The following is a 19,725-nucleotide window of genomic DNA, read 5'->3' as shown; positions in this document are numbered from 1 at the left end:
CAACACGGTCAACGAATGCGTCAGTAATCCGTCTCGACATAGACCCCCGAGCAATCGTATGCGACCGCCGCCGCCGTGGCGCCGTTGTTCATGAAGTAGCGCGGGCTCAGGAGTTGCGTCGGGGCCGGGGTGTCGGTGTCGAGCATGGTCTCGACCACCGCCCCGCTGACCTTTTCGACCACCCGGACGCCGATCTCGCTGCTGTTGACGTGACCCCCTGAAACTCCTCCACGCGGAGCTAGAGTCCGGCCCTTGAAAGGACGGACGGAATGAAACGAGCGAGATTCACTGAAGAGCAGATCATCGGGATCCTGCGGGAGAACGAGGCCGGTGCCAAAGCGGGCGAGCTGGCGCGCAAGCACGGCGTGTCGGAGGGCACGATCTACGCCTGGAAAGCCAAGTTCGGCGGGATGAGCGTGTCGGACGCCCAGCGCCTCCGTGCCCTGGAAGAAGAGAACGGCAGGCTGAAGCGTCTGCTCGCGGACGCCATGCTCGACAAGGCGGCGTTGAACGATCTGCTCTCAAAAAAGTGGTAGGGCCCGCGGCGATGCGCCAGGCCGTCGCCCATCTGAAGGCGACGTTCGGCGTCAGCGAGCGACGGGCCTGCTCCATCATCAAGGCGGACCGTAAGTCGGTACGCTATCGCTCTTGCCGCCCTCCGGACACGGCGCTGCGGGAGCGGCTGTGCGCGCTGGCTGTGGAGCGGCGACGGTTCGGCTATCGCCGGCTGTTCGTGCTGCTGCGGCGTGAGGGCGAGCCTTCGGGCAAGAACCGGATCTACAGGCTCTATCGCGAGGAAGGCCTGACGGTGCTGTCAGTCTAACGCTAAAGGTGCTCCACTTCGAAGGCTGCAAGCCATTGGTGGAGAAGGCGTTTTATGAAACCGCTATCGTTTAAGCGACACCGCTTTCCAGGCGAAGTGATCCGTCATGCCGTGTGGTTGTACTTTCGCTTCAATCTTAGCTTCCGCGACGTCGAGGAACTGATGGCGCAACGCGGAATTGACGTCAGCTACGAAACGATCCGGTGCTGGACGATCAAGTTCGGGCCTCTGATTGCACGGCGGCTGAAGAAGCGGAGAGTGCCTCCGACAGGCCGTTGGCATCTCGATGAAATGGTCTGCAAGATCGGAGGACGGCGCATGTATCTGTGGCGCGCAGTCGACGACGAAGGCGAGGTTTTAGACGTCGTTGTCCAGCGCCAGCGGGACACAGAGGCGGCTTTGAAGCTGATCAGACGTCTTTTGCGCAATCAACCGGTCGAGCCAGAAACCATCACGACGGACGGGTTGGCCTCGTACGGTGCGGCACTCGATCAGTTGGAACTGCGCCATCTGCATCGCCCTGGCAGGCTTCGTGACAACAACCGCGTTGAGAACTCACATCTGCCGATCCGACGACGGGAGCGGCAGCATCAGAGGTTCAAATCCCAAGCCTCAGCCCAGAGATTTCTCACCACCCACGCCGCGATCTACAACACCTTCAACTTCCAGCGCCATTTGATCAGCAGACCCACACTTCGTTGCTTTCGCGCTGAAGCGAATGCCGCGTGGGAGGCGGCCGTGGTCTGAAAATGAGCAGGGTAGGGATCTTTCGACTTCGCTTAGTTATCCTGACAGCACCCTCCCCGGGCAGGTTGCACGGCGAACAATCCACTATACTATCGGTTCCCGAAATCGAGATTCGATAATGGGGCCGGCTTTGAGGACTTCAGCAGATGGAACATCAGGAGCTCCTCTCCGGATTCATTCGGCTCCACGTCCTGCACCATGCCGCCGAGGGCGACCTGTACGGACAGTGGATGATCGAGGAACTGGCTCGGCATGGCTACCGCGTCAGCCCGGGCACGCTCTACCCGATGCTCCACGCGATGGAGCGCAAGGGGTATCTCGAATCCCGCACCGAACGGGCGGGCCGCTCGCATCGGCGCATCTACAGGGCGACGCCCTTCGGGACCGAGGCGCTGAACCTCGCGCACGACAAGATCCGGGAGCTATTTCGTGAGGTCGTTCCGGGAAGCGACGACGCCTGAGCGTGCCGGCCCGCAGGGCTCGGCGGGCGAGGTGTTCCGGGCTTTTCTGAAGCTCGGGCTCACCTCGTTCGGCGGCCCGATCGCGCATCTCGGTTATTTCCGCGACGAGCTCGTCACACGACGCAAGTGGATCGACGAGGCGGGTTATGCCGACCTCGTCGCGCTCTGCCAGTTTCTGCCCGGGCCGGCCTCGAGCCAGGTCGGCTTCGCGCTGGGCCTGCTTCGCGGCGGTCCGCTCGGGGCAGCCGCGGCGTGGGCGGCGTTCACGCTGCCGTCCGCTCTGCTGCTCGTGCTCTTCGCGTTCGGTGCATCCGCCTTCGACGGGCCGATCGGAGCGGGCCTCCTGCACGGGCTCAAGATCGTCGCCGTGGCGGTTGTCGCGCAGGCTGTCTGGGGCATGGCCCGAACGCTCGCGCCCGATCGCGGGAGGGCCAGCATCGCCCTTGCGGCGGTGCTGATCGTGGTCTTCGCCGCCGGATCGGTCGGACAAATCGTGGCCATCGTCGTCGGCGGTCTTGCCGGTCTCTGGCTCTGCCGGGGCGGCGCCGCTCCGACGACGGGGCATCTGACCTTCGCGGTCTCCAGGACGGTGGGAGCCGCTGCGCTCGGACTGTTCTTCCTGCTGCTGTTTCTTCTGCCGGTCCTGTCGACAGCGGCGGGATCGCAGGGGCTGGCGCTCTTCGACGCTTTCTATCGGGCGGGCTCGCTGGTGTTCGGCGGCGGTCATGTCGTCCTGCCGCTGCTCGAGGCGGAGGTGGTCCGGCCCGGCTGGGTCGGCGAGGACGCGTTCCTGGCCGGATATGGCGCGGCGCAGGCCGTTCCGGGGCCGCTCTTCACCTTCGGCACCTATCTGGGCGCGGTCATGGTGCCGGAGCCGAACGGCCTTGCCGGCGCGGCCATCGGCCTCATCGCGATCTTCCTGCCCGGGTTCCTACTGCTGATCGGCACGCTTCCCTTCTGGGACGCCTTTCGGACGCGGCCGCTGGCGCAGGCGGCCATGCGCGGCGCAAACGCCGCCGTCGTCGGCATCCTCGGCGCGGCTCTCTATGATCCCGTCTGGACGAGCGCGATCTTCAGCCCGCAGGACTTCGCGCTTGCTCTTGTGGGGTTCGTGCTGCTGACCGTGTGGAAGGCGCCGCCGTGGATAGTGGTGGTGCTGATCGCGACAGGCGGGATTGCGCTCGCTCTCCTCTGATCACCGGCATCGGTCCGCGCCTCAGCGCTGCAGGATCAGCCGTGCGCCGAGCTGACACCGCGGGGCGGCCGCAGGCGGGATTGATTTCGCTCTATATCTCCACTATTGTGGAGAGATGGAAAAACAGGACACACTCGCTGCGCTTGCCGCGCTCTCGCAGGAGACGCGTCTCGACATCTTCCGCCTGCTGGTGGAGGCCGGTCCGGAAGGGCGTGCAGTGGGGCGGATCGGCGAGGCGCTGGATCTCCCTTCGGCCACGCTCTCGTTCCACCTCAAGGAACTGAAGCACGCCGGGCTGGTGACGGTCCAGCGCGAAGGACGCTCGCTGATCTACTCAGCGGACTTCGCCACCATGACAGGCCTCATCGACTATCTGACCCGCCACTGTTGCGCCGGCGATCCGGCAGCATGCGGGATCGCCCCCTCGACGCACGCCGCCAGGAAAGAGACCGCATGACCACCAGGATCTATCACAACCCGAACTGCGGCACGTCGCGCAACGTGCTGGCGCTGATCCGCAACTCCGGCGATGAGCCGGAGGTTATCGAGTATCTGAAGACGCCCCCGAGCCGCGAGCGGCTCGTGGCGCTGATCGCCGCGATGGGGATCCCCGTGCGCGACCTCCTGCGCCGGAAGGGCACGCCCTACGACGAGCTCAAGCTTGATGCCCCCAAGTTCTCCGACGACGAGCGGATCGACCTGATGCTGGAGCATCCCATCCTCATCAACCGCCCCATCGTCGAGACGCCGCTCGGAACACGGCTCTGCCGCCCCTCCGAGGCGGTGCTCGACATCCTGCCGAACCCGCAGCGCGGGGAGTTCCACAAGGAGGACGGCGAGCTCGTGACGGACGCCGACGGGCGCCGCGTAAACGAGAGCCCCGCCCGATGAGCAACGACACCTACGCGCCCACGGCCGAGGCCATCGCAGCGGCGCCTGCCGGCATCGGCTTCTTCGAAAAGTGGCTCTCTGTCTGGGTGGCGCTCTGCATCGGCGCCGGGCTGCTGCTCGGCAACGTGCTGCCGGGCCTGTTCGAGACGCTCGCCGCGCTCGAGATCGCGTCCGTCAACCTGGTCGTTGCCGTCCTGATCTGGGCGATGGTCTATCCGATGATGGTGGCGGTCGACTTCGCGCGCCTGCGCCACATCGGCGATCGGCCGAAAGGGCTCGTGCTGACGATCGTGGTGAACTGGCTGATCAAGCCCTTCACCATGGCAGGGCTCGCCGTCCTGTTCTTCGAGGTCCTGTTCGCGGACCTGATCGCACCGGCCGATGCGCAGCAGTACATTGCCGGTCTGATCCTGCTGGGCGCGGCACCCTGCACCGCGATGGTGTTCGTCTGGTCGCAGCTCACTCGGGGCGACGCCACCTACACGCTGGTGCAGGTCTCGGTGAACGACGTCATCATGATCTTTGCCTTCGCGCCCATCGTGGCGCTGCTCCTCGGCGTCACCGATATCGTCGTGCCCTGGGAGACGCTCATCCTCTCGGTCGGGCTCTACATTCTGATCCCGCTCGCTGCCGGCGCCGCCACGCGCCAGTGGCTCGCGCGGGGCCGCCGGGGGGCGGACGCCGAGGCGGCGGTCGCGCGCTTCACGGCGGCGGTCAAGCCCTTCTCGGTGCTCGGCCTGCTGGCGACGGTCGTGCTTCTATTCGGGTTTCAGGGGCAGATCATTCTGGAGCAGCCCCTGCTGATCGCGCTGATCGCGGTGCCGCTCCTGATCCAGTCCTACGGCATCTTTGCGCTGGCCTATGCTGCGGCCTGGGCGTGGCGCGTGCCCTTCAACGTCGCCGCGCCCTGCGCGCTGATCGGTACGTCCAACTTCTTCGAGCTCGCGGTGGCCGTCGCGATCAGCCTCTTCGGACTGCAATCCGGCGCTGCGCTCGCGACCGTGGTCGGTGTTCTCGTCGAGGTTCCGGTCATGCTGTCACTTGTCGCCTTCGCCAATCGGACTTGTCACCATTTTCCCGCGGATGACGGAGGCGCGCGGCATGGCTGACCATCCCGTCCCGATCGAAGACCTGCCGAACATCGACCCAGCATCGCTCCGGCCGATCGACGTGGCTGCGCTCGCCGGGCCCGGCGCGCCGGCGCACCCGCCCCGCATCCTGATGCTCTATGGATCGCTCCGGACGCGCTCCTACTCGCGCTTTGCCTCGGAGGAGGCGGCGCGCCTGCTGCGCTGGTTCGGCGCCGAGACCCGCGCCTTCAACCCGTCCGGCTTGCCGCTGCCGGACGCGGAAGACCCCGACCACCCGAAGGTCAGGGAGCTGCGTGAGCTCGCCACTTGGTCGGAGGGCATGGTCTGGTGCTCGCCCGAGCGGCACGGCGCGATGACCGGCGTCATGAAGGCGCAGATCGACTGGCTGCCGCTGTCGCTCGGCGGCGTGCGGCCGACGCAAGGCAAGACGCTCGCGGTCATGCAGGTCTCCGGCGGCTCGCAGAGCTTCAACGCCGTCAACCAGATGCGCATCCTCGGCCGCTGGATGCGCATGGTGACGATCCCAAACCAGTCCTCGGTGGCGAAGGCGTGGGGCGAATTTGATGAGGGCGGCCGCATGCGGCCGTCGCCGTACTACAATCGCATCGTCGACGTCATGGAGGAACTCGTGAAGTTCACCCATCTCACGCGCGGCCGTTCGGCCTATCTAACCGACCGCTACTCGGAGCGGGTGGAAAGCGCTGAGCAGCTGTCCAAGCGCGTCAACCAACGCTCGATCTAGCATTTTCCTCTGCCGCTGAGGTGCTTGCGCGGAGCGGGGCCATTAATATCGCAGCATCGCACTCACTGAGACGAGGCGCTTGTCGACTTCATCGCAAGAGGCGCAGCGGGTCGCTCCCGACCAACAACTACGAAGAAGCGCTACATTGCGTTGATCGACGCAGCGCGCGTGGTCAGTCGAGGAACTCGGGCTACCCCCGGACGCGTACGCCATCACCGACCGCCCCGTCACGCCAGAGCGCCATGAGGACCAGTACTTTCTCGATGGAGAAACCGTGCCCCTCAACGGGGCGGATAAAGCGCAACGTGTGAAGCGCCGCAGGTCCGCTCTGGGCCGGGGGGCAAGCATCACCCTTGAAACGCCCGCTCATGAGGGAAATCGCCTTCCTTCAGATATGCAACTTCCGCCCGCGACGAGCGGCGGCCAAGAACCTGATTGCGATGGGGATGACGGCCGAACGCCGCGATCACTTGCTTCACGTCCAGGGCCTGCTTCACGAGCGAACGGTAAATCGGCTGCAGGTGCGTGGGGGCTTCTGCGGCGATCTCCTCGCGAAGTCCGATGAGAAGGTCCAGGCGCTGGAGATGGTCTGGCCCTTCGCAGTGGCCGAGTGGCAGACCATGAACGACCTTGAACCATGGCGTTGATAGCGCGTCGTAGTGGCCATTCAACAATCCGTTCATTGCCAGCGCCAGCGCCGCCTTGTCCTGCGCGAAAGCGTGGGCATTGCCTCGCCAGACCGATCGCGAGAACTGATCGAGCACGATGATGAGCGCGAGCCTGCCTTCGGGATCGGAGGCCCAGTGGTCAAGATTTCCCGCGGCTCCTTCAACTGTGAGTTCCGCGAAGCGGGCCGTGATATCGTCGTCCGCGCCGCCCCGCATCCGCCAAGACCAATGGCTGCGATGGACGTCCGCATCTATGTCGAGCGAGTTCCCCTCAGGGAACCAGAATTCGAGTACGACCTGCCATTCATTGCGTTTGTTCGTGTTCTTCATCGCAAAACGTGTGCGCCGAGGGACTGAACATCGAGACTAACGCCCATCCATGTCAACAGGTCCAAAACGAAACACTCCATTTGGCCAACAGGTTTATACGAGGCCAATGTGGGGGCAAATTCAGGCCAGCTGGTGTCGCAGCAGCACGCGGACTGGTCATCCACACGTGATGGACCTATGGTTAAAGAGGCCTGCCAAAATACAAGGAGCACACCATGCGCGGATTTGTCGATGATATCGAAGTTTTGACAGAGGGCAACACCGACTTCCGGCGTGTCCTTTACACCGCAAGAAACATGCAACTCGTGCTGATGTCGCTCCAGCCAGGCGAGGAGATTGGCGAGGAAGTGCACGAGGACGGAGATCAGTTTTTCCGCGTCGAAAAAGGAACCGGCGAAATCCTTATCGACGACACCGTTAGGGATATAAAATCAGAAATGGCGATGATCGTGCCTGCAGGCGCACGCCACAACGTCAAGAATACGGGGAAAGATCTTCTCCAGCTCTATACCATCTACAGTCCGCCCGAGCACGCTGATGGTGTCGTTCACCGGACAAAAGGTGAGGCTGACGCTTCATCTGAGCACTTTGACGGCAAAACCACTGAAGCATAATCAGGCCGCTTTAGGCCCATTTGGATGATGGGCACCTCGTGGTGTGGCAAGTTGCACCGCTACGTCTCGACAAGGAGATGACTTGAGTACTTGGTTAAGCCTCGGGCGCCCGGTAGTCCTTACAACCCTTACTATCGTTGGCATGCTGGCTGGGGTTTTGGCGTATGTGACGTGACCTCCGTTTCTCATCCAGCCATAACGAGAGTCCGAGGTTGATTTGAGTAGAGATTGGTTGGGTTGGCAATAGGGCGGCCTGCGCAGCCCTCAACTAGCGCAGCAGGCCGGCCGGCGTTTCCAGTAAGGGCTTGTGCGTAGGCCTGCGGCGTCAGCCAGCCGAGCTTTGAGTGCGGTCGCCGCTCGTTGTAGTCATGCCGCCAGGCCTCCAGCACCTCGCGGGCATGCGGCAGGGAGCGGAATAACGTCTCGTTCAGCAGCTCGTCACGCAGGCGACCATTGAAGCTCTCATTGAAGCCGTTCTGCTGGGGCTTGCCTGGTGCGATGTAGTGCCAACCGACGCCAGTGTCGTCGGCCCAGGCTAGGACCGCATTCGAGGGGTGCTGTCAGTTTAACGCTAAAGGTGCTCCACTTTGATGGCTACAAGCCATTGGTGGAGCAGGCGTTATGAAGCCACTATCGTTTAAGCGTCATCGGTTTCCGGCGGCGGTGATCCGTCATGCCGTGTGGTTGTACTTTCGCTTTAATCTTAGCTTCCGCGACGTCGAGGAAATGATGGCGCAACACGGAATTGACGTCAGCTACGAAACGATCCGGTGTTGGACGATCAAATTCGGGCCTCTGATTGCACGGCGGCTGAAGAAAAGGAGAGTGCCTCCGACAAGCCGTTGGCATCTCGATGAGATGGTTTGCAAGATCGGTGGCCGACGCATGTATCTGTGGCGCGCGGTTGATGACGAAGGCGAGGTTTTGGACGTTATGGTCCAGCGCCGACGGGACACGGAGGCGGCTTTGAAGCTGCTCAAACGTCTATTACGCAATCAACCAGTTGAGCCCGAAATCATCACAACAGATGGGTTGGCATCCTATGGAGCGGCGCTCGATTTGTTAGAGCTTCGGCATCTTCACCGCCCTAGTCGGCTACGAGACAACAATCGCGTTGAGAATTCTCATCTGCCGATTCGACGACGAGAGCGGCAGCAGCAGAGGTTTAAATCTCGAGCCTCAGCTCAGAGATTTCTCACCACCCACGCGGCGATCTACAACACCTTCAACATCCAGCGTCATCTGATCAGTAGACCTGTACTTCGTCGTTTTCGCGTCGATGCAAGCTACCGCTTGGGCGTTGGCGGTCGTCTGAAATCGAGCGGGATAGGGGCTTTTTGACTGTGCCCAGTTAACTTGTCAGTACCCGCTCGAGTATCCCGCCGTCGGCGTCTGACGTAGTAGGAGGGTTGCGCGGAGGCCGCCGGAGGGCGCTCCGTCGAGCGTGACGTAGCCCCCGTAAAGGGTGGCCAATTCCAGTACGATGGCGAGTCCAAGACCGCTTCCCGGCGCTCTTTCATCAAGTCGGGCACCGAGTTCGAAGACGGATTCACGCGCTTGCGGCGGCAAGCCGGGCCCGTCATCGTCGATCAGGATCCTAATCCAGCCGTCGCTGGCTGAGGTATTGATCAGGACCTGCGAAGCGGCCCATTTTCCGGCGTTGTCGAGAAGATTGGCGACGATCTCGCTAAAGTCTCTGGAGTCTATCGCAGCTAGGGATGTGGTCAGACCGACATGGGTGAATTGAACGCCGCGATGTCCATGGATACGTTCCATGGCTTGGATCACTGGTACCAGCGCCCGATCGATGTCTACAGCTAGCCCGGGCGATCCGCGAGAGGCCGCAGCGCGGGCGCGGGCGAGTTGATAATCGATCTGTTGGCGCATCCGTTCGCACTGCAACAGGATGATCTCGGCGGCAGCGATCTGACCGGCTTGATGCAGGCGCTCGCCTTCGTCAGAAAGAATAGCCAGCGGGGTTTTCAAGGCGTGTGCAAGATTGCCGGCCTGTAATCGCGCCCTCTGGAGCATTTCTTCTTTCAGATCGAAAAGCGCATTCAGGTCCTCGACTAAGGGAGTGATCTCGGTCGCTGTGTTCACAGCGAGGCGGGTGGATTTCCCTGAGCGCAGATCCATGAGAGCCCGCCTGAGGCCTCGCATGGGCGCGAGACCAAAGTGAAGCGATAGGACGGCTGCGGTGACGAGCCCGGCTGCGATGACGCCCAGAGACAGCGCCAGAGTACGATTGAACTCAGCGAGCAGGTCATCCAGCAACTGCTGGTCTCCGGCCACCGAGATGCGCCATGGGGCTGTCGCATGAACCGGTCGAATGGTCTGTTCAACTACACGAACCTGTCCAGTCGGCCCTTCGGCCACGCCGTGACGTCGCGCGCCAGGAGAAGGAGGCGGTGTGTTCAGGCGCAGTCTTGCCAACCCAAGAGAGTCGGAGGGTAGGGTCTGATCATCGCCCTCTATCTGCCAGTAGAAGCCAGAGTGCAGGGGCTGGAAGCGTGGATCGCTGAGCCGACGCGCGATTTGCGGGTGGCCTCTAGGGTCGATTTCGGCGAGAGCCGCCAACTCCTGGGCGTGGCCGTCCAGTTCCGCGTCAAAGCGATCCGTGACGTGTTCGCGGAAAATTTCCGCTAGAACCACACCGCTCAGTGCCACGCCCCCGACAATCCAAATCACGGAGCCAATCACGAGGCGGGCGCGAAAACTGCGCCACAAGGACTTCAGGACCAGCACGGCTCAACCCATCCGATAGCCGAGGCCGCGGATCGTTCGGATCGTTTCGCGCCCCAGCTTTCTACGGAGACGGGCGACGTAGACTTCAATGGTGTTGGACTCACGCTGATCATCCATCGCGTAGATATGATCGATCAGTTCCCTTTGAGACACTATGCGCGTGGTCCGCAGCATAAGGTATCGTAGGACGCCGAGCTCGCGCGCGGTCAGTTCTATACATCGTCCATCAATGGTAACGGTGGCCGAAGACGGATCCAGTTCAAGCGGGCCGTGCCGCAGCAGCGTCGCGCCGGTGCCATTAGCACGACGGGCCAGGGCGCGCAGCCTAGCCACGACCTCCATGGTCTGAAAAGGTTTGCCCAGATAGTCGTCGGCACCCGCGTTTAGGCCTTCAACACGTTCGGGCCAGGCGTCACGAGCTGTCAGGACGAGGACCGGTGTGTTGATACCGGCGCGGCGCCAACGCCGTAGAACTTCAAGGCCGGACATCTCGGGTAGGCCCAGGTCCAGCACGACAGCGTCGAACGATTGCGCTTCGCCCATTTCTGCGGCGGAAAGGCCGTCATAGGCGATGTCGACGGCAAAGCCGGCCTCGCTCAGCGACCTTGTCAGGCGAGTCGACAATTCACGATCATCTTCAACCAGCAGAATGTGCATAAGAATTTCCTGCCAGCAGTATAGCGGCCCAAGCTGAAATCAACCTGAACGACATTCAGCTTGAGTTAAGTTTCGCCTCATGTCGCCTTCAGATTGACCTGACACAAGCCCCGCACACGTTTTTGCGAGGAGCACTTGCAGGTGAAAAAAGCTGTTATCGCCTTGGGCCGGTCCAAGTCCATTGTTCTGGGCACGGTTGGCCTGACCGCCGTAGCGTTGGCGATCGCGGCAGGGTCTGGAGTGTTCGCACGCAAGACCTCAGAGTCTGTTGCGGCATCTGCTGCGGCACCATTCGAGGTGAAAACGGCTCTGGCGCGTGAGGTTGAACAGGCACCTCTGGTGACCTTGCCGGCGACCATAACCTCCTCGGCGACGGGGCGGTCTGTTGTAACAGCACCCTTCGACGGCCTTGTGGTTCGCGTCGACGTCCTGGAAGGCCAATCGGTTCGCGCGGGTCAGCCTATTGCCGAGATGTTCAGCCCTGCCGGATTACAGGCGGGCAGCGCTCTAGCGCAGGCTCGGGCTGAAATGGACGTGGCCGCCGCCGCCGCAACGCGCGCCCGGACGCTGGTAGCTGAAGGTATCGTCGCTGCCGCACGTGCCGAAGAGGCCGACGCCCGACTGACCCAGGCGCGCGCGGCGCTGGGCGAGCAACAGCGCCTAGTGCAGGGCGCAGGTGTGTCGGCTGGCCGAGTAATCCTGCGCGCGCCGATTTCCGGCCGGGTGACGCAACTGCATGTTCAGGCCGGTCAGGGGCTGACAGCCACAACTCCGGCGGCGGTTGTAGATCAGGAAGGGCCAGTCTGGATCGAGGCTCGGTTACCGGGGACTTTGGCCGGCAAGGTCTCTGTGGGTGACCTCGTTGATGTAGACGGCCGTCGTGGACGAGTGACAGTCGTCGGCGCGGCGCTGGACCCCGCTAGCCGATCGGTGCTGTTGAGAGCGGCCTTGGACGACGGCGCAGTCCTACCGCTCGGTGCGCTGGTTCAGGCCGTCGTTTTGATAGCTGCACCCGAGAACGCTGTGGAACTGCCCATCCAGGCCCTGACCCGGACGAGCGGCGACACTGTCGTTCTAGTATGGCGCGGCGGACTCTGGACTCCGGTTCCCGTGCAGATCGTGGGGCGCGACAACGACATCGTCGTTGTGACGGGTGTCGCTGTAGGTGAAAAAGTCGCGGCTTCAGACCTGGTGTCGCTCAAGGCCTCGCTGGGTATCTGATCATGTTTTCCGCGCTCATCAAGGCTGCGTTGTCGCAGCGCCTCATTGTTCTCGTCGCCTCGGTAGGGCTGTTGATCGCAGGCTGGAACGCCTATCACACCATGCCGGTTGATGCTTTTCCCGACATCTCTCCGACCCAGGTCAAGCTGATCCTCAAAGCCCCCGGCATGACGCCGGAAGAAGTGGAGACCCAGGTCATCGCCCCGATCGAGACGGAACTGCTCGGAATTCCGGGGCAGTCCATGCTGCGTTCGACCGCCAAGTATGCCATCGCCGACATTACCTTGGACTTCCATGAAGGCACGGACGTCTATTGGGCCCGCCAGCAGGCTTCCGAGCGTTTGGCCACTGTCATGTCCAGTCTGCCAGAAGGCGTCAACGGCGGCCTGTCTCCGATTTCGACGCCCCTGTCCGATGTGCTGATGATCACGCTCGAAGGCGGGGGTCTGTCTCTGGAGGACAAACGCTCGCTTCTAGAGTGGACTATACGTCCTGCTCTGCGTGGATTGCCCGGCGTCGCGGACGTCAACGTTCTGGGCGGACGGGCGCGAGCCTTTGAAGTCGTGCCGGACTACGCCGCTATGGCGGCGGCGGGCGTAACAACCGAGCAGCTTCGTCAGGCGATCCAGAACGCCAACCGCAATGACGGTGCTGGGCGCCTTGAGGAAGGTGAAGAAGCTCTAGTCGTCCGGGTTGTCGGGGCGGCGATGACGACCGAAGACATCGGCCGCATTCCTGTCCCGCTGGCGTCCGGATCCTCTGTTCCGCTGGATCGGGTAGCTGGGATCAATATGGGGGCCCTGACCCGTTATGGGGCGGTCACCGAAGACGGGCGAGGGGAGACGGCGCAGGCCATCGTCATCGCGCTGAAGGGCGCGGACGCCAACGCCGTCGTGGCGCACGCAAAGGCGCGACTGGCCGAACTTCAGCCCAGCCTGCCCAAGGGCGTGCGAGTCGTGTCCTTTTATGATCGATCCGAGCTTATCGAGCGCGCGACGGGCAGCGTTACCCGCGCCCTGATCGAGGCCAGCCTACTGGTGATCGTCCTTCTTGTGCTGTTCCTCGGCAACGTCAGGGCAGCCGTAGTGGTGTCGGTAACGCTGCCGTTTGCGGCTCTCAGCACGTTTCTTCTCATGCACCTGTTCGGCATGTCTGCGAACCTGATGAGTCTGGGGGGACTGGCCATCGCGATTGGCATGTTGGTCGATGCTGCCGTGGTCGTCATTGAGAACACCGTCGAGCGCTTGCAGGAGCCAGACGCGACGGGCGGGCGAAAGCTGCACCTGATCTTCGAGGCCAGTCGTGAGGTCGCCGCGCCAGTGGTTTCGGGGGTGATCATCATCTGCGTCGTCTTCATGCCTCTGCTGACCTTGGAAGGTCTCGAAGGCAAGATGTTCGCGCCGGTGGCATTGACCATCATCTTCGCCCTGGCCTCCGCTCTCTTGCTTTCCTTCACGCTTGTGCCGGTTCTGGCCTCTCTGCTGCTCAAGACAGGCGGCCATGGAGAAGGCTGGCTCATGCGCTGGTTGTCGCCACTTTACGCCCGTCTGTTGGCGTCGGCTCTGGCGCGGCCTGCGCCGGTCGTGGGGCTGGCTGTCGTGGGAATGATGGTCGCCGGTCTTGGCTACGTCATGGTCGGTAAGAGTTTCATGCCCACCATGGACGAGGGCGCGATCATCATGCAGCTGTCCAAACCAGCCTCTATCAATCTGGATGAAAGCGCGCGGATCGACCTGGCGGTGCAGAGGGTCATTCTGGAGCGAACACCGGAAGTCGAGCGGATTGTCGCGCGGGTCGGTTCCGACGAAATCGGTCTAGATCCTATGGGATTGAACGAAACCGACAGCTTCCTGGTGCTCAAGCCGCGTTCGGAATGGCGCAAGCCTGACAAGGCTTGGCTTGTCGAACAGCTACGTGATGCTGTTGCGGACTATCCCGGTATCGACGCGGCTTTCACCCAGCCGATCGAAATGCGCGTGTCCGAAATGTTGACCGGTAGCCGGGGCGATCTGGCGGTCAAGGTCTATGGCCCGGATCTCGCTGTCTTGGGAGATCTGGCGGCCAAGATCGAGACAGTGGTGAAAGCGGTTCCAGGTGCCGCCGACGTCCTGACGGTTGCGGGGGACAATATGAGTTACCTGCAGATGAAACTCGATCCTGACGCCCTGCGTGCGGCGGGTCTGGACGCCCAGACGGTTCAGGCTGCGCTTCGGGCTGAGGTCGAGGGCGTAGAAGCCGGCGTCGTCCATGAGCCGGGACGCCGCACGCCGATCATCATCCGCGGCGGGCAGGAACTGCGGGCCAGTCCCGATCTCTTCCTGTCCTCGGAAATCCCCACGCCATCGGGCGGCTATGCCCGGATTTCCGATCTGGTCATCGCCGAGCGCACGGACGGCCCGGTCAAGATCGACCGCCAGAATGCCTCACGCTTCGCCGTGATTCAGGCCGGCGTCCTAGGCCGTGATCTGGTCGGTTTCGTTGACGAGGCCCGTCAGAACGTGGAGCGATCCGTCGTCCTGCCGCAGGGCTATCACCTAGAGTGGGGCGGTCAGTTTGAGAACCAGCAGCGCGCAGCCGCAAGGCTGAGCCTGGTGGTTCCGGTCGCGCTGGGGCTGATCTTCCTGGTGCTGTTCCTGACGCTGTCGTCGGTTCGTCAGTCCGTGCTGATCCTGGCCAATATTCCCTTCGCCCTGATCGGCGGACTGCTCGCCCTTTGGGCATCTGGCGAATATCTCTCGGTGCCGGCTTCGGTGGGTTTTATCGCCTTGCTGGGGATTGCCGTGCTGAATGGCCTGGTCATGGTTTCGCATTTCAACGCCCTGGTGCAGCGAGGCGAGCCTATCGGGCGAGCTGTCTATGACGGTGCCCGGCGGCGGCTGCGGCCTGTGGTCATGACTGCGGCCATTACGGCTCTGGGTCTTGTGCCCCTGCTGATTGCCAGTGGTCCTGGCTCTGAAATTCAAAAGCCGCTGGCGATTGTCGTAGTCGGCGGGCTGGTCAGTTCGACCATGCTGACCCTGTTCCTTCTGCCTATTCTGTATCGCCGCTTCGGCGTGGAGCCCGGATCTGCGGCTCAAGAGGAGATATGACCATGAGCACTCTACAACGGGGTCTGGCATTTTCGGCAGCCCTTGCGGTGATCGCCCTGGGTTCGGTCGCAGTGCCCGTCTGGGCGCAAGACGAAGTAGAACAGTCCTTGGCGGCGTCGCCGCCGTCCTATCTGCCGCCCTACAGCCTGATCTCGCAGGCGCTCGACAACTCGCCCTTGCTGGCTGAAGCCCATGCCGTTTTCGCCCAGGCGGGAGCCTCGGCGAGGATACTGGAGATCGGCGAGCACGAAACCTCCGTCGCCTTGGGCATTGACCATCGAGACGTGCGGGCTGACGGGCGATATCTGGAGAGTAATCTTGAACTGAGCCGCGGCTTTAGGTTGCCGGGCAAGGCGGCGTTGGATCGGGCTGCGGGGCAAGCGGGAGTCGAAGCCGCGCGTGACGGGGTGGAGGACGCGCGACATGAGGCGTCGTTGCATTTGGCGGAACTTTGGGTCGCGTCACTTGCAGCCCGAGAAGCCCTGACGATCGCGCAGGAGGAACTGGCGGGACTAGAGCGAGAATATGCGGCATTGGAACGGCGCGTAGAACTGGCGGATGCGTCACTTCTGGATCTGGATCAGGCGCGCGGCGCAACGGCTCAGGCAAGGGCTAGACTGTCGGCGCAAAGGCGTGAATCAGCCACCGCCACGGCTGCCCTGACGGGGGCCTTTCCAGAACTGGCGTCCGAACTCGAGGCTGCGGACAGTCTGACATCACCGATAGACCCGAGCGCGGCATGGAGCGATTGGGAGGCGGCGATCATCACTCGCAACCATGAGCTCACCATGGCCCGCTGGCAGATGGAGGAGCGTCGTCTCCTGACCCAACGTGCGCATCGCGATCGGATCGCTGATCCTACGGCAGGGGTCCGGGTCTTCAGCGAAAGAGGCGGGGAGGAGACTGGCGTAGGCGTTTTTCTATCTATGCCGCTAGGTGGCGGTCGGCGGGCTGCCGTTGCGGATCGTGAGGTCGCGTCCCTGTCCGCTGCACAGGCGCGCTACGCCATGGTCTACCGCGAGGTTCGCTCCAGGGCTCGCGCCGACGTCATTCAGGCTGAGGCCTCCCTGACTACCTGGCGGGAGGCTGAGGCGGCAAGGGACGCTGCGGCACAGGCCGAGGCCCGGATCGTTCGCGCTTATCGGTTGGGTGAACGTGATCTGTCCGACATGTTGCTGGGGCGGCGTCAGATGCATGAGGCGCAACGTTTTGAGCTTGTGGCGCGAGCGGAAGCCAACGCCGCGTTACTGAAACTGGCGCTCGACGCTCATGAGCTGTGGTTGCGGGATTGAAAGGCTGTCGCGCCTTGGCATAGCAGGTTGTGAAGATTGTCTAGCCATTCGTCGAGGGCATAATCTATGACCCGCACTGCCCAATATTTGGAATATTAGTCATTTTGTCCGGTGACGCATTTGTCAGCTTGCTCGCCGTGACAGAATGCAGGATGACCACGTGGCGAAGCTTTGTGGCTGTGCTTTTTGCACTGCTGTTGGTGCTGTCATCTGTGGACGGCCCCTGCACTGCAAGGGTGAATCTGGTTTGAAGTGACGATCTGGGTGTTGCGGTCATCTGTCCGGCCTGTTTGTGCGGCGTCGATGGCCGCTGGCCCTGATGGAGTCCGCTGGACCAGGTCCCAATCAGGCTATCGAGCTCAAGGCTCCGACAGTACCTCGGGTTTTCCCAGCCTGCGGCCACTACCTGATCATCATCATCCCATATGCACCCTTCCAGTTCGGAGCTACAAACCAATGGTTCGCAGCAATCTCGGTTAAACCTTAGCGATAGGTCTGTAGGTCTCGCCTCGCGCCATTACCGCCCACGCAATCCGGGCGGTCTTATTGGCCATGGGGTGCTGACAGGCTAACGCTAAAAAGTCTCCACTTGGGTTGAAGGGTGGGGGTTTTCATGTCTGGCTTATCGTTCAAGCGTCACCGGTTTCCAGGATCGGTCATTTGTCAGGCGGTGCGTTGGTATTTTCGGTTCACACTGAGCATTCGCGATGTTGAAGAATTGATGGCGGAGCGCGGGATAGACGTTAGCCGCGAAGCTATCCGGTGTTGGGTGAATAAGTTTGGGCCAATGATTGCTGCGAACATTCGCCGAATTCGTAATCGTCCGACGGGCCGTTGGCATTTGGACGAAGCGGTTGTCAGGATCCGCGGTCGCCGAATGTATCTATGGCGTGCGGTCGATGATGAGGGCGAAGTGCTTGATGTACTGGTTCAAAAGCGACGCAACAAGCACGCGGCTTTGAAGTTGCTGCGGCGTTTGCTCCGCAACACAGGCGTTCATCCGGAAGCTATCGTGACGGATAAACTTGCGTCTTATCGCGCGGCGATGAAAGTCCTGAATCTTCAAGGGCGTCATCATCCAGGCGGGATGCGCGAGAACAATCGCGCCGAGAATTCTCACCTCGTTATTCGCCGACGAGAGCGAAAGCAGCAGAGGTTTAAATCGCAGAGTTCAGCCCAGCGATTTCTCTCCAGCCACGGCCCGATTTACAACGTCTTCAATCTTCAACCGCACCTGATTTCCCGATCTGGCCTTCGCGTGCTGCGAGGTCAGGCCGAAACCGCTTGGTCGGCAGCAACGCAAGGGGCCTGAAATCGGCAAGGCGAGGGCTGCTTTTGGCTCAATCCAGTTAACTTGTCAGCACCCCTGCTCCGCAACACAGGCATTCATCCGGAAGCGATCATTACGGATAAACTTGCCTCGTATCGAGCGGCGATGAAAGTTCTGCATCTTCAGGGACGTCATCATCCGGGCGGAATGCGCGAGAACAATCGCGCCGAGAATTCTCACCTCGTTATTCGCCGACGAGAGCGAAAGCAGCAGAGGTTTAAATCGCAGGGTTCAGCCCAGCGGTTTCTCTCCAGCCACGGCCCGATTTACAACGTCTTCAATCTTCAACCGCACCTGATTTCCCGAGCCGGACTTCGCGTACTGCGAGGCCAGGCCGAAACCGCGTGGGCGGTAGCGACGAAAGCAGTCTGAAGTCGGGAAGGGAGGGCTGATTTCAGCTCAGCCCAGTTAACGTGTCAGCACCCAAATCTCAAGCCTCAGCCCAGAGATTTCTTACCACCCACGCAGCGATCTACAACACCTTCAACACCCAACGCCATTTGATCAGCAGGCCGACACTTCGTCGCCTTCGTGTCGATGCGAATGCCGCATGGACGGCGGCTGTTGCCTGATATTGAGCAGGGAAGGGGAACTTTTGAGTGTGCCCGGTTAACCTGACGGTCCCAACTTGTCAGTGCCGTTTTGGCGGCCGTCTTCAATAATCGCACCAAAAATCATCGTCCCAAAGCTTAGGCTTTTCTAACGCGCGAAGTGGTCTACCCGTCCGTAGGCGAACCGCCAGAGCCAAGGGTATGGAACGGGTGACGTCACTTTCGACTTCGCTTAGTTCAGCTGACAGCACCGCAAGGGGTGTGTTATCGCACCTTTTACGTGGCGCTTAAAGCCAATCGCGTTAGAATACGTATATACACGTAATCGAATTTTGGTTCGTAGTGAGGAGTGGGGGATTAGCGTGCGCGTCGAAACGAAAAGACTTTTGGACCGCCTGGGGCAGTCCGACTTTAAGTACCGCGAATATCACGAGGTCGATACCCAATCCAGCAGCGCTCGCTGGCCTTTGTTTGAACTTATCGACAGGCAGCTTAACGAGGCTCGTTCTGTCACTAACGAACTTGATGCTGCTTCACCTGCAACAGAAGCAAATGACATCAAGTCGTTGATCAACCGCATTTCTGCGGAGCGTTCTTCGTGATCAATATTGTTGTAACATCCCTGAAGGGCGGGACCGGCGTAAGCGCAGTTGTATCGGGTTTTGCGCAGGCTGCGGCGCAGCAGGATCTCGGGGTTGTCTGTATTGACGCCGATATCCACGGCTCTTTGAAATACCATCTCGGCTTGGTCGGTCTGGCTACAGGCGAGAAGAGTGAAAGCACGGCATCGCGTATCAAACTGGCCACGCCGCAAACCGCTTATGATTTTTCGGGCGATCTTCTTTTGTGGGATTTGCCGCGTTCAAGCGGTGATGTGCAGGCTGAAGCGATTACCCGCGCCAATGCGGTTGTTCTGGTCGTTCCGGCTTCGGCCACATCCGTGACCATGGCTGCCAGTGTTAAGCGTTTTCTGTCGGAAGGCGAGAACCGCTACCTGCTGATCAATTTCGACGATAGCCGTTTTCCTCTGAAGCGTGCTGCCGCAGACTATCTGACCAGGCATTTCCGTGATCGCGTCATCGGCCGCATTCGTCAGGATGAAACGGTTGAAGAAGCGGTTGCCAATCTGGAAATGCTATCGACCTCGGCACCCTATAGTGCGGCATGGGGGGATATGCGCACGGCGCTGACCAACCTGCTGCAACGTATGGAAGAGGTTCCTCTCGCCGCCACCGGTTCGCGCCGATGAGAGGGACATTACCGGAAGACAAAGGCGCG

At 61.5% G+C, this 19,725-nt stretch carries 20 protein-coding genes and 3 pseudogenes; 17 read left to right on the top strand and 6 right to left on the bottom strand.

Features of this window, described 5'->3' with window-relative positions:
- Positions 1 to 20: 20 nt before the first annotated feature.
- Entirely contained in the window at positions 21 to 182 is a 162-nt protein-coding gene (locus WEU32_RS10025) for a hypothetical protein (protein WP_406851786.1), read from the bottom strand.
- Positions 183 to 269: 87 nt separating this feature from the next.
- Here WEU32_RS10025 and WEU32_RS10020 point away from each other — a divergent pair.
- From WEU32_RS10020 to arsH, 8 genes and pseudogenes are all read left to right on the top strand, one after another.
- A pseudogene (locus WEU32_RS10020) lies at positions 270 to 811 on the top strand (transposase); the annotation flags it as partial.
- A 66-nt stretch (positions 812 to 877) separates the two neighbouring features.
- Positions 878 to 1,570 carry an IS6 family transposase gene (locus WEU32_RS10015; protein WP_178823747.1) on the top strand — a complete coding sequence of 231 codons (693 nt, stop codon included), beginning with the start codon at positions 878 to 880 and terminating at the stop codon, positions 1,568 to 1,570.
- Positions 1,571 to 1,716: 146 nt separating this feature from the next.
- A complete protein-coding gene (locus WEU32_RS10010) occupies positions 1,717 to 2,031 on the top strand; it encodes a PadR family transcriptional regulator (protein WP_406851785.1) in 315 nt (104 codons plus the stop codon).
- Positions 2,032 to 2,062: 31 nt separating this feature from the next.
- Positions 2,063 to 3,226 (top strand): chromate efflux transporter, encoded by a 1,164-nt coding sequence (chrA, locus tag WEU32_RS10005; protein WP_406853430.1) that lies wholly within the window; start codon positions 2,063 to 2,065, stop codon positions 3,224 to 3,226.
- A 115-nt stretch (positions 3,227 to 3,341) separates the two neighbouring features.
- Positions 3,342 to 3,683 carry a helix-turn-helix transcriptional regulator gene (locus tag WEU32_RS10000; protein ID WP_182793614.1) on the top strand — a complete coding sequence of 114 codons (342 nt, stop codon included), beginning with the start codon at positions 3,342 to 3,344 and terminating at the stop codon, positions 3,681 to 3,683.
- The gene (arsC, locus tag WEU32_RS09995; RefSeq protein WP_406851784.1) at positions 3,680 to 4,117 is read left to right on the top strand and encodes an arsenate reductase (glutaredoxin); all 438 of its coding nucleotides are present in this window, start codon (positions 3,680 to 3,682) and stop codon (positions 4,115 to 4,117) included. Before WEU32_RS10000 ends, arsC begins: the two co-directional genes overlap by 4 nt.
- Positions 4,114 to 5,226: an ACR3 family arsenite efflux transporter gene (arsB, locus tag WEU32_RS09990; RefSeq protein WP_406851783.1), complete on the top strand. Its 1,113-nt coding sequence runs from the start codon at positions 4,114 to 4,116 to the stop codon at positions 5,224 to 5,226. The genes arsC and arsB overlap by 4 nt, the downstream gene beginning before the upstream one ends.
- A complete protein-coding gene (arsH, locus tag WEU32_RS09985; protein WP_035029230.1) occupies positions 5,219 to 5,950 on the top strand; it encodes an arsenical resistance protein ArsH in 732 nt (243 codons plus the stop codon). Before arsB ends, arsH begins: the two co-directional genes overlap by 8 nt.
- Before the next feature lie 347 nt (positions 5,951 to 6,297).
- On the opposite strand, the gene WEU32_RS09980 is transcribed toward arsH, so the two are convergent.
- Complete coding sequence (locus WEU32_RS09980) at positions 6,298 to 6,948, bottom strand: DUF924 family protein (protein ID WP_406851782.1); 651 nt, start codon at positions 6,946 to 6,948, stop codon at positions 6,298 to 6,300.
- A 215-nt stretch (positions 6,949 to 7,163) separates the two neighbouring features.
- Between WEU32_RS09980 and WEU32_RS09975 the strand changes: the two genes are divergently transcribed.
- Positions 7,164 to 7,562 (top strand): cupin domain-containing protein, encoded by a 399-nt coding sequence (locus WEU32_RS09975; RefSeq protein WP_395520223.1) that lies wholly within the window; start codon positions 7,164 to 7,166, stop codon positions 7,560 to 7,562.
- Positions 7,563 to 7,747: 185 nt separating this feature from the next.
- On the opposite strand, the pseudogene WEU32_RS09970 reads toward WEU32_RS09975, so the two are convergent.
- Positions 7,748 to 8,113 (bottom strand): annotated as a pseudogene (locus WEU32_RS09970) (transposase); the annotation flags it as partial.
- Positions 8,114 to 8,183: 70 nt separating this feature from the next.
- On the opposite strand from WEU32_RS09970, the gene WEU32_RS09965 reads away from it, so the two are divergent.
- Entirely contained in the window at positions 8,184 to 8,903 is a 720-nt protein-coding gene (locus WEU32_RS09965; protein WP_406851781.1) for an IS6 family transposase, read from the top strand.
- 18 nt (positions 8,904 to 8,921) lie between these two features.
- Here WEU32_RS09965 and WEU32_RS09960 read toward each other — a convergent pair whose 3' ends face one another.
- Positions 8,922 to 10,307 carry an ATP-binding protein gene (locus WEU32_RS09960; RefSeq protein ID WP_406851780.1) on the bottom strand — a complete coding sequence of 462 codons (1,386 nt, stop codon included), beginning with the start codon at positions 10,305 to 10,307 and terminating at the stop codon, positions 8,922 to 8,924.
- A gap of 3 nt (positions 10,308 to 10,310) precedes the next feature.
- Complete coding sequence (locus WEU32_RS09955) at positions 10,311 to 10,964, bottom strand: response regulator transcription factor (RefSeq protein ID WP_406851779.1); 654 nt, start codon at positions 10,962 to 10,964, stop codon at positions 10,311 to 10,313.
- Positions 10,965 to 11,105: 141 nt separating this feature from the next.
- On the opposite strand from WEU32_RS09955, the gene WEU32_RS09950 reads away from it, so the two are divergent.
- The 3 genes from WEU32_RS09950 to WEU32_RS09940 are packed head-to-tail and all read left to right on the top strand — an operon-like array spanning position 11,106 to position 16,566.
- Positions 11,106 to 12,185: an efflux RND transporter periplasmic adaptor subunit gene (locus tag WEU32_RS09950; protein WP_406851778.1), complete on the top strand. Its 1,080-nt coding sequence runs from the start codon at positions 11,106 to 11,108 to the stop codon at positions 12,183 to 12,185.
- A 2-nt stretch (positions 12,186 to 12,187) separates the two neighbouring features.
- Entirely contained in the window at positions 12,188 to 15,274 is a 3,087-nt protein-coding gene (locus tag WEU32_RS09945) for an efflux RND transporter permease subunit (protein ID WP_406851777.1), read from the top strand.
- On the top strand, positions 15,271 to 16,566 hold the full coding sequence (locus tag WEU32_RS09940; protein ID WP_406851776.1) for a TolC family protein: 1,296 nt from the start codon (positions 15,271 to 15,273) through the stop codon (positions 16,564 to 16,566). The genes WEU32_RS09945 and WEU32_RS09940 overlap by 4 nt, the downstream gene beginning before the upstream one ends.
- Positions 16,567 to 17,042: 476 nt before the next feature.
- On the opposite strand, the pseudogene WEU32_RS09935 reads toward WEU32_RS09940, so the two are convergent.
- Positions 17,043 to 17,120, bottom strand: a pseudogene (locus WEU32_RS09935) (hypothetical protein); the annotation flags it as partial.
- Between the two features lie 59 nt (positions 17,121 to 17,179).
- On the opposite strand from WEU32_RS09935, the gene WEU32_RS09930 reads away from it, so the two are divergent.
- The 4 genes from WEU32_RS09930 to WEU32_RS09915 all read left to right on the top strand — a co-directional run bounded on the left by WEU32_RS09930 (position 17,180) and on the right by WEU32_RS09915 (position 19,696).
- Positions 17,180 to 17,878 (top strand): IS6 family transposase, encoded by a 699-nt coding sequence (locus WEU32_RS09930; RefSeq protein ID WP_248118097.1) that lies wholly within the window; start codon positions 17,180 to 17,182, stop codon positions 17,876 to 17,878.
- 42 nt (positions 17,879 to 17,920) lie between these two features.
- Entirely contained in the window at positions 17,921 to 18,268 is a 348-nt protein-coding gene (locus tag WEU32_RS09925; RefSeq protein WP_406851775.1) for a DDE-type integrase/transposase/recombinase, read from the top strand.
- A 541-nt stretch (positions 18,269 to 18,809) separates the two neighbouring features.
- Positions 18,810 to 19,049 carry a hypothetical protein gene (locus tag WEU32_RS09920; RefSeq protein WP_406851774.1) on the top strand — a complete coding sequence of 80 codons (240 nt, stop codon included), beginning with the start codon at positions 18,810 to 18,812 and terminating at the stop codon, positions 19,047 to 19,049.
- Positions 19,046 to 19,696: a cellulose synthase operon protein YhjQ/BcsQ gene (locus WEU32_RS09915; protein WP_406851773.1), complete on the top strand. Its 651-nt coding sequence runs from the start codon at positions 19,046 to 19,048 to the stop codon at positions 19,694 to 19,696. The genes WEU32_RS09920 and WEU32_RS09915 overlap by 4 nt, the downstream gene beginning before the upstream one ends.
- The last annotated feature ends 29 nt before the right edge of the window (positions 19,697 to 19,725 follow it).

It is taken from the genome of Brevundimonas sp. BH3 (assembly GCF_045345115.1).
Lineage (GTDB): Bacteria > Pseudomonadota > Alphaproteobacteria > Caulobacterales > Caulobacteraceae > Brevundimonas.
Note: the sequence above shows the minus strand (reverse complement) of the source record. Positions and strands in the feature narration are given on the sequence as shown.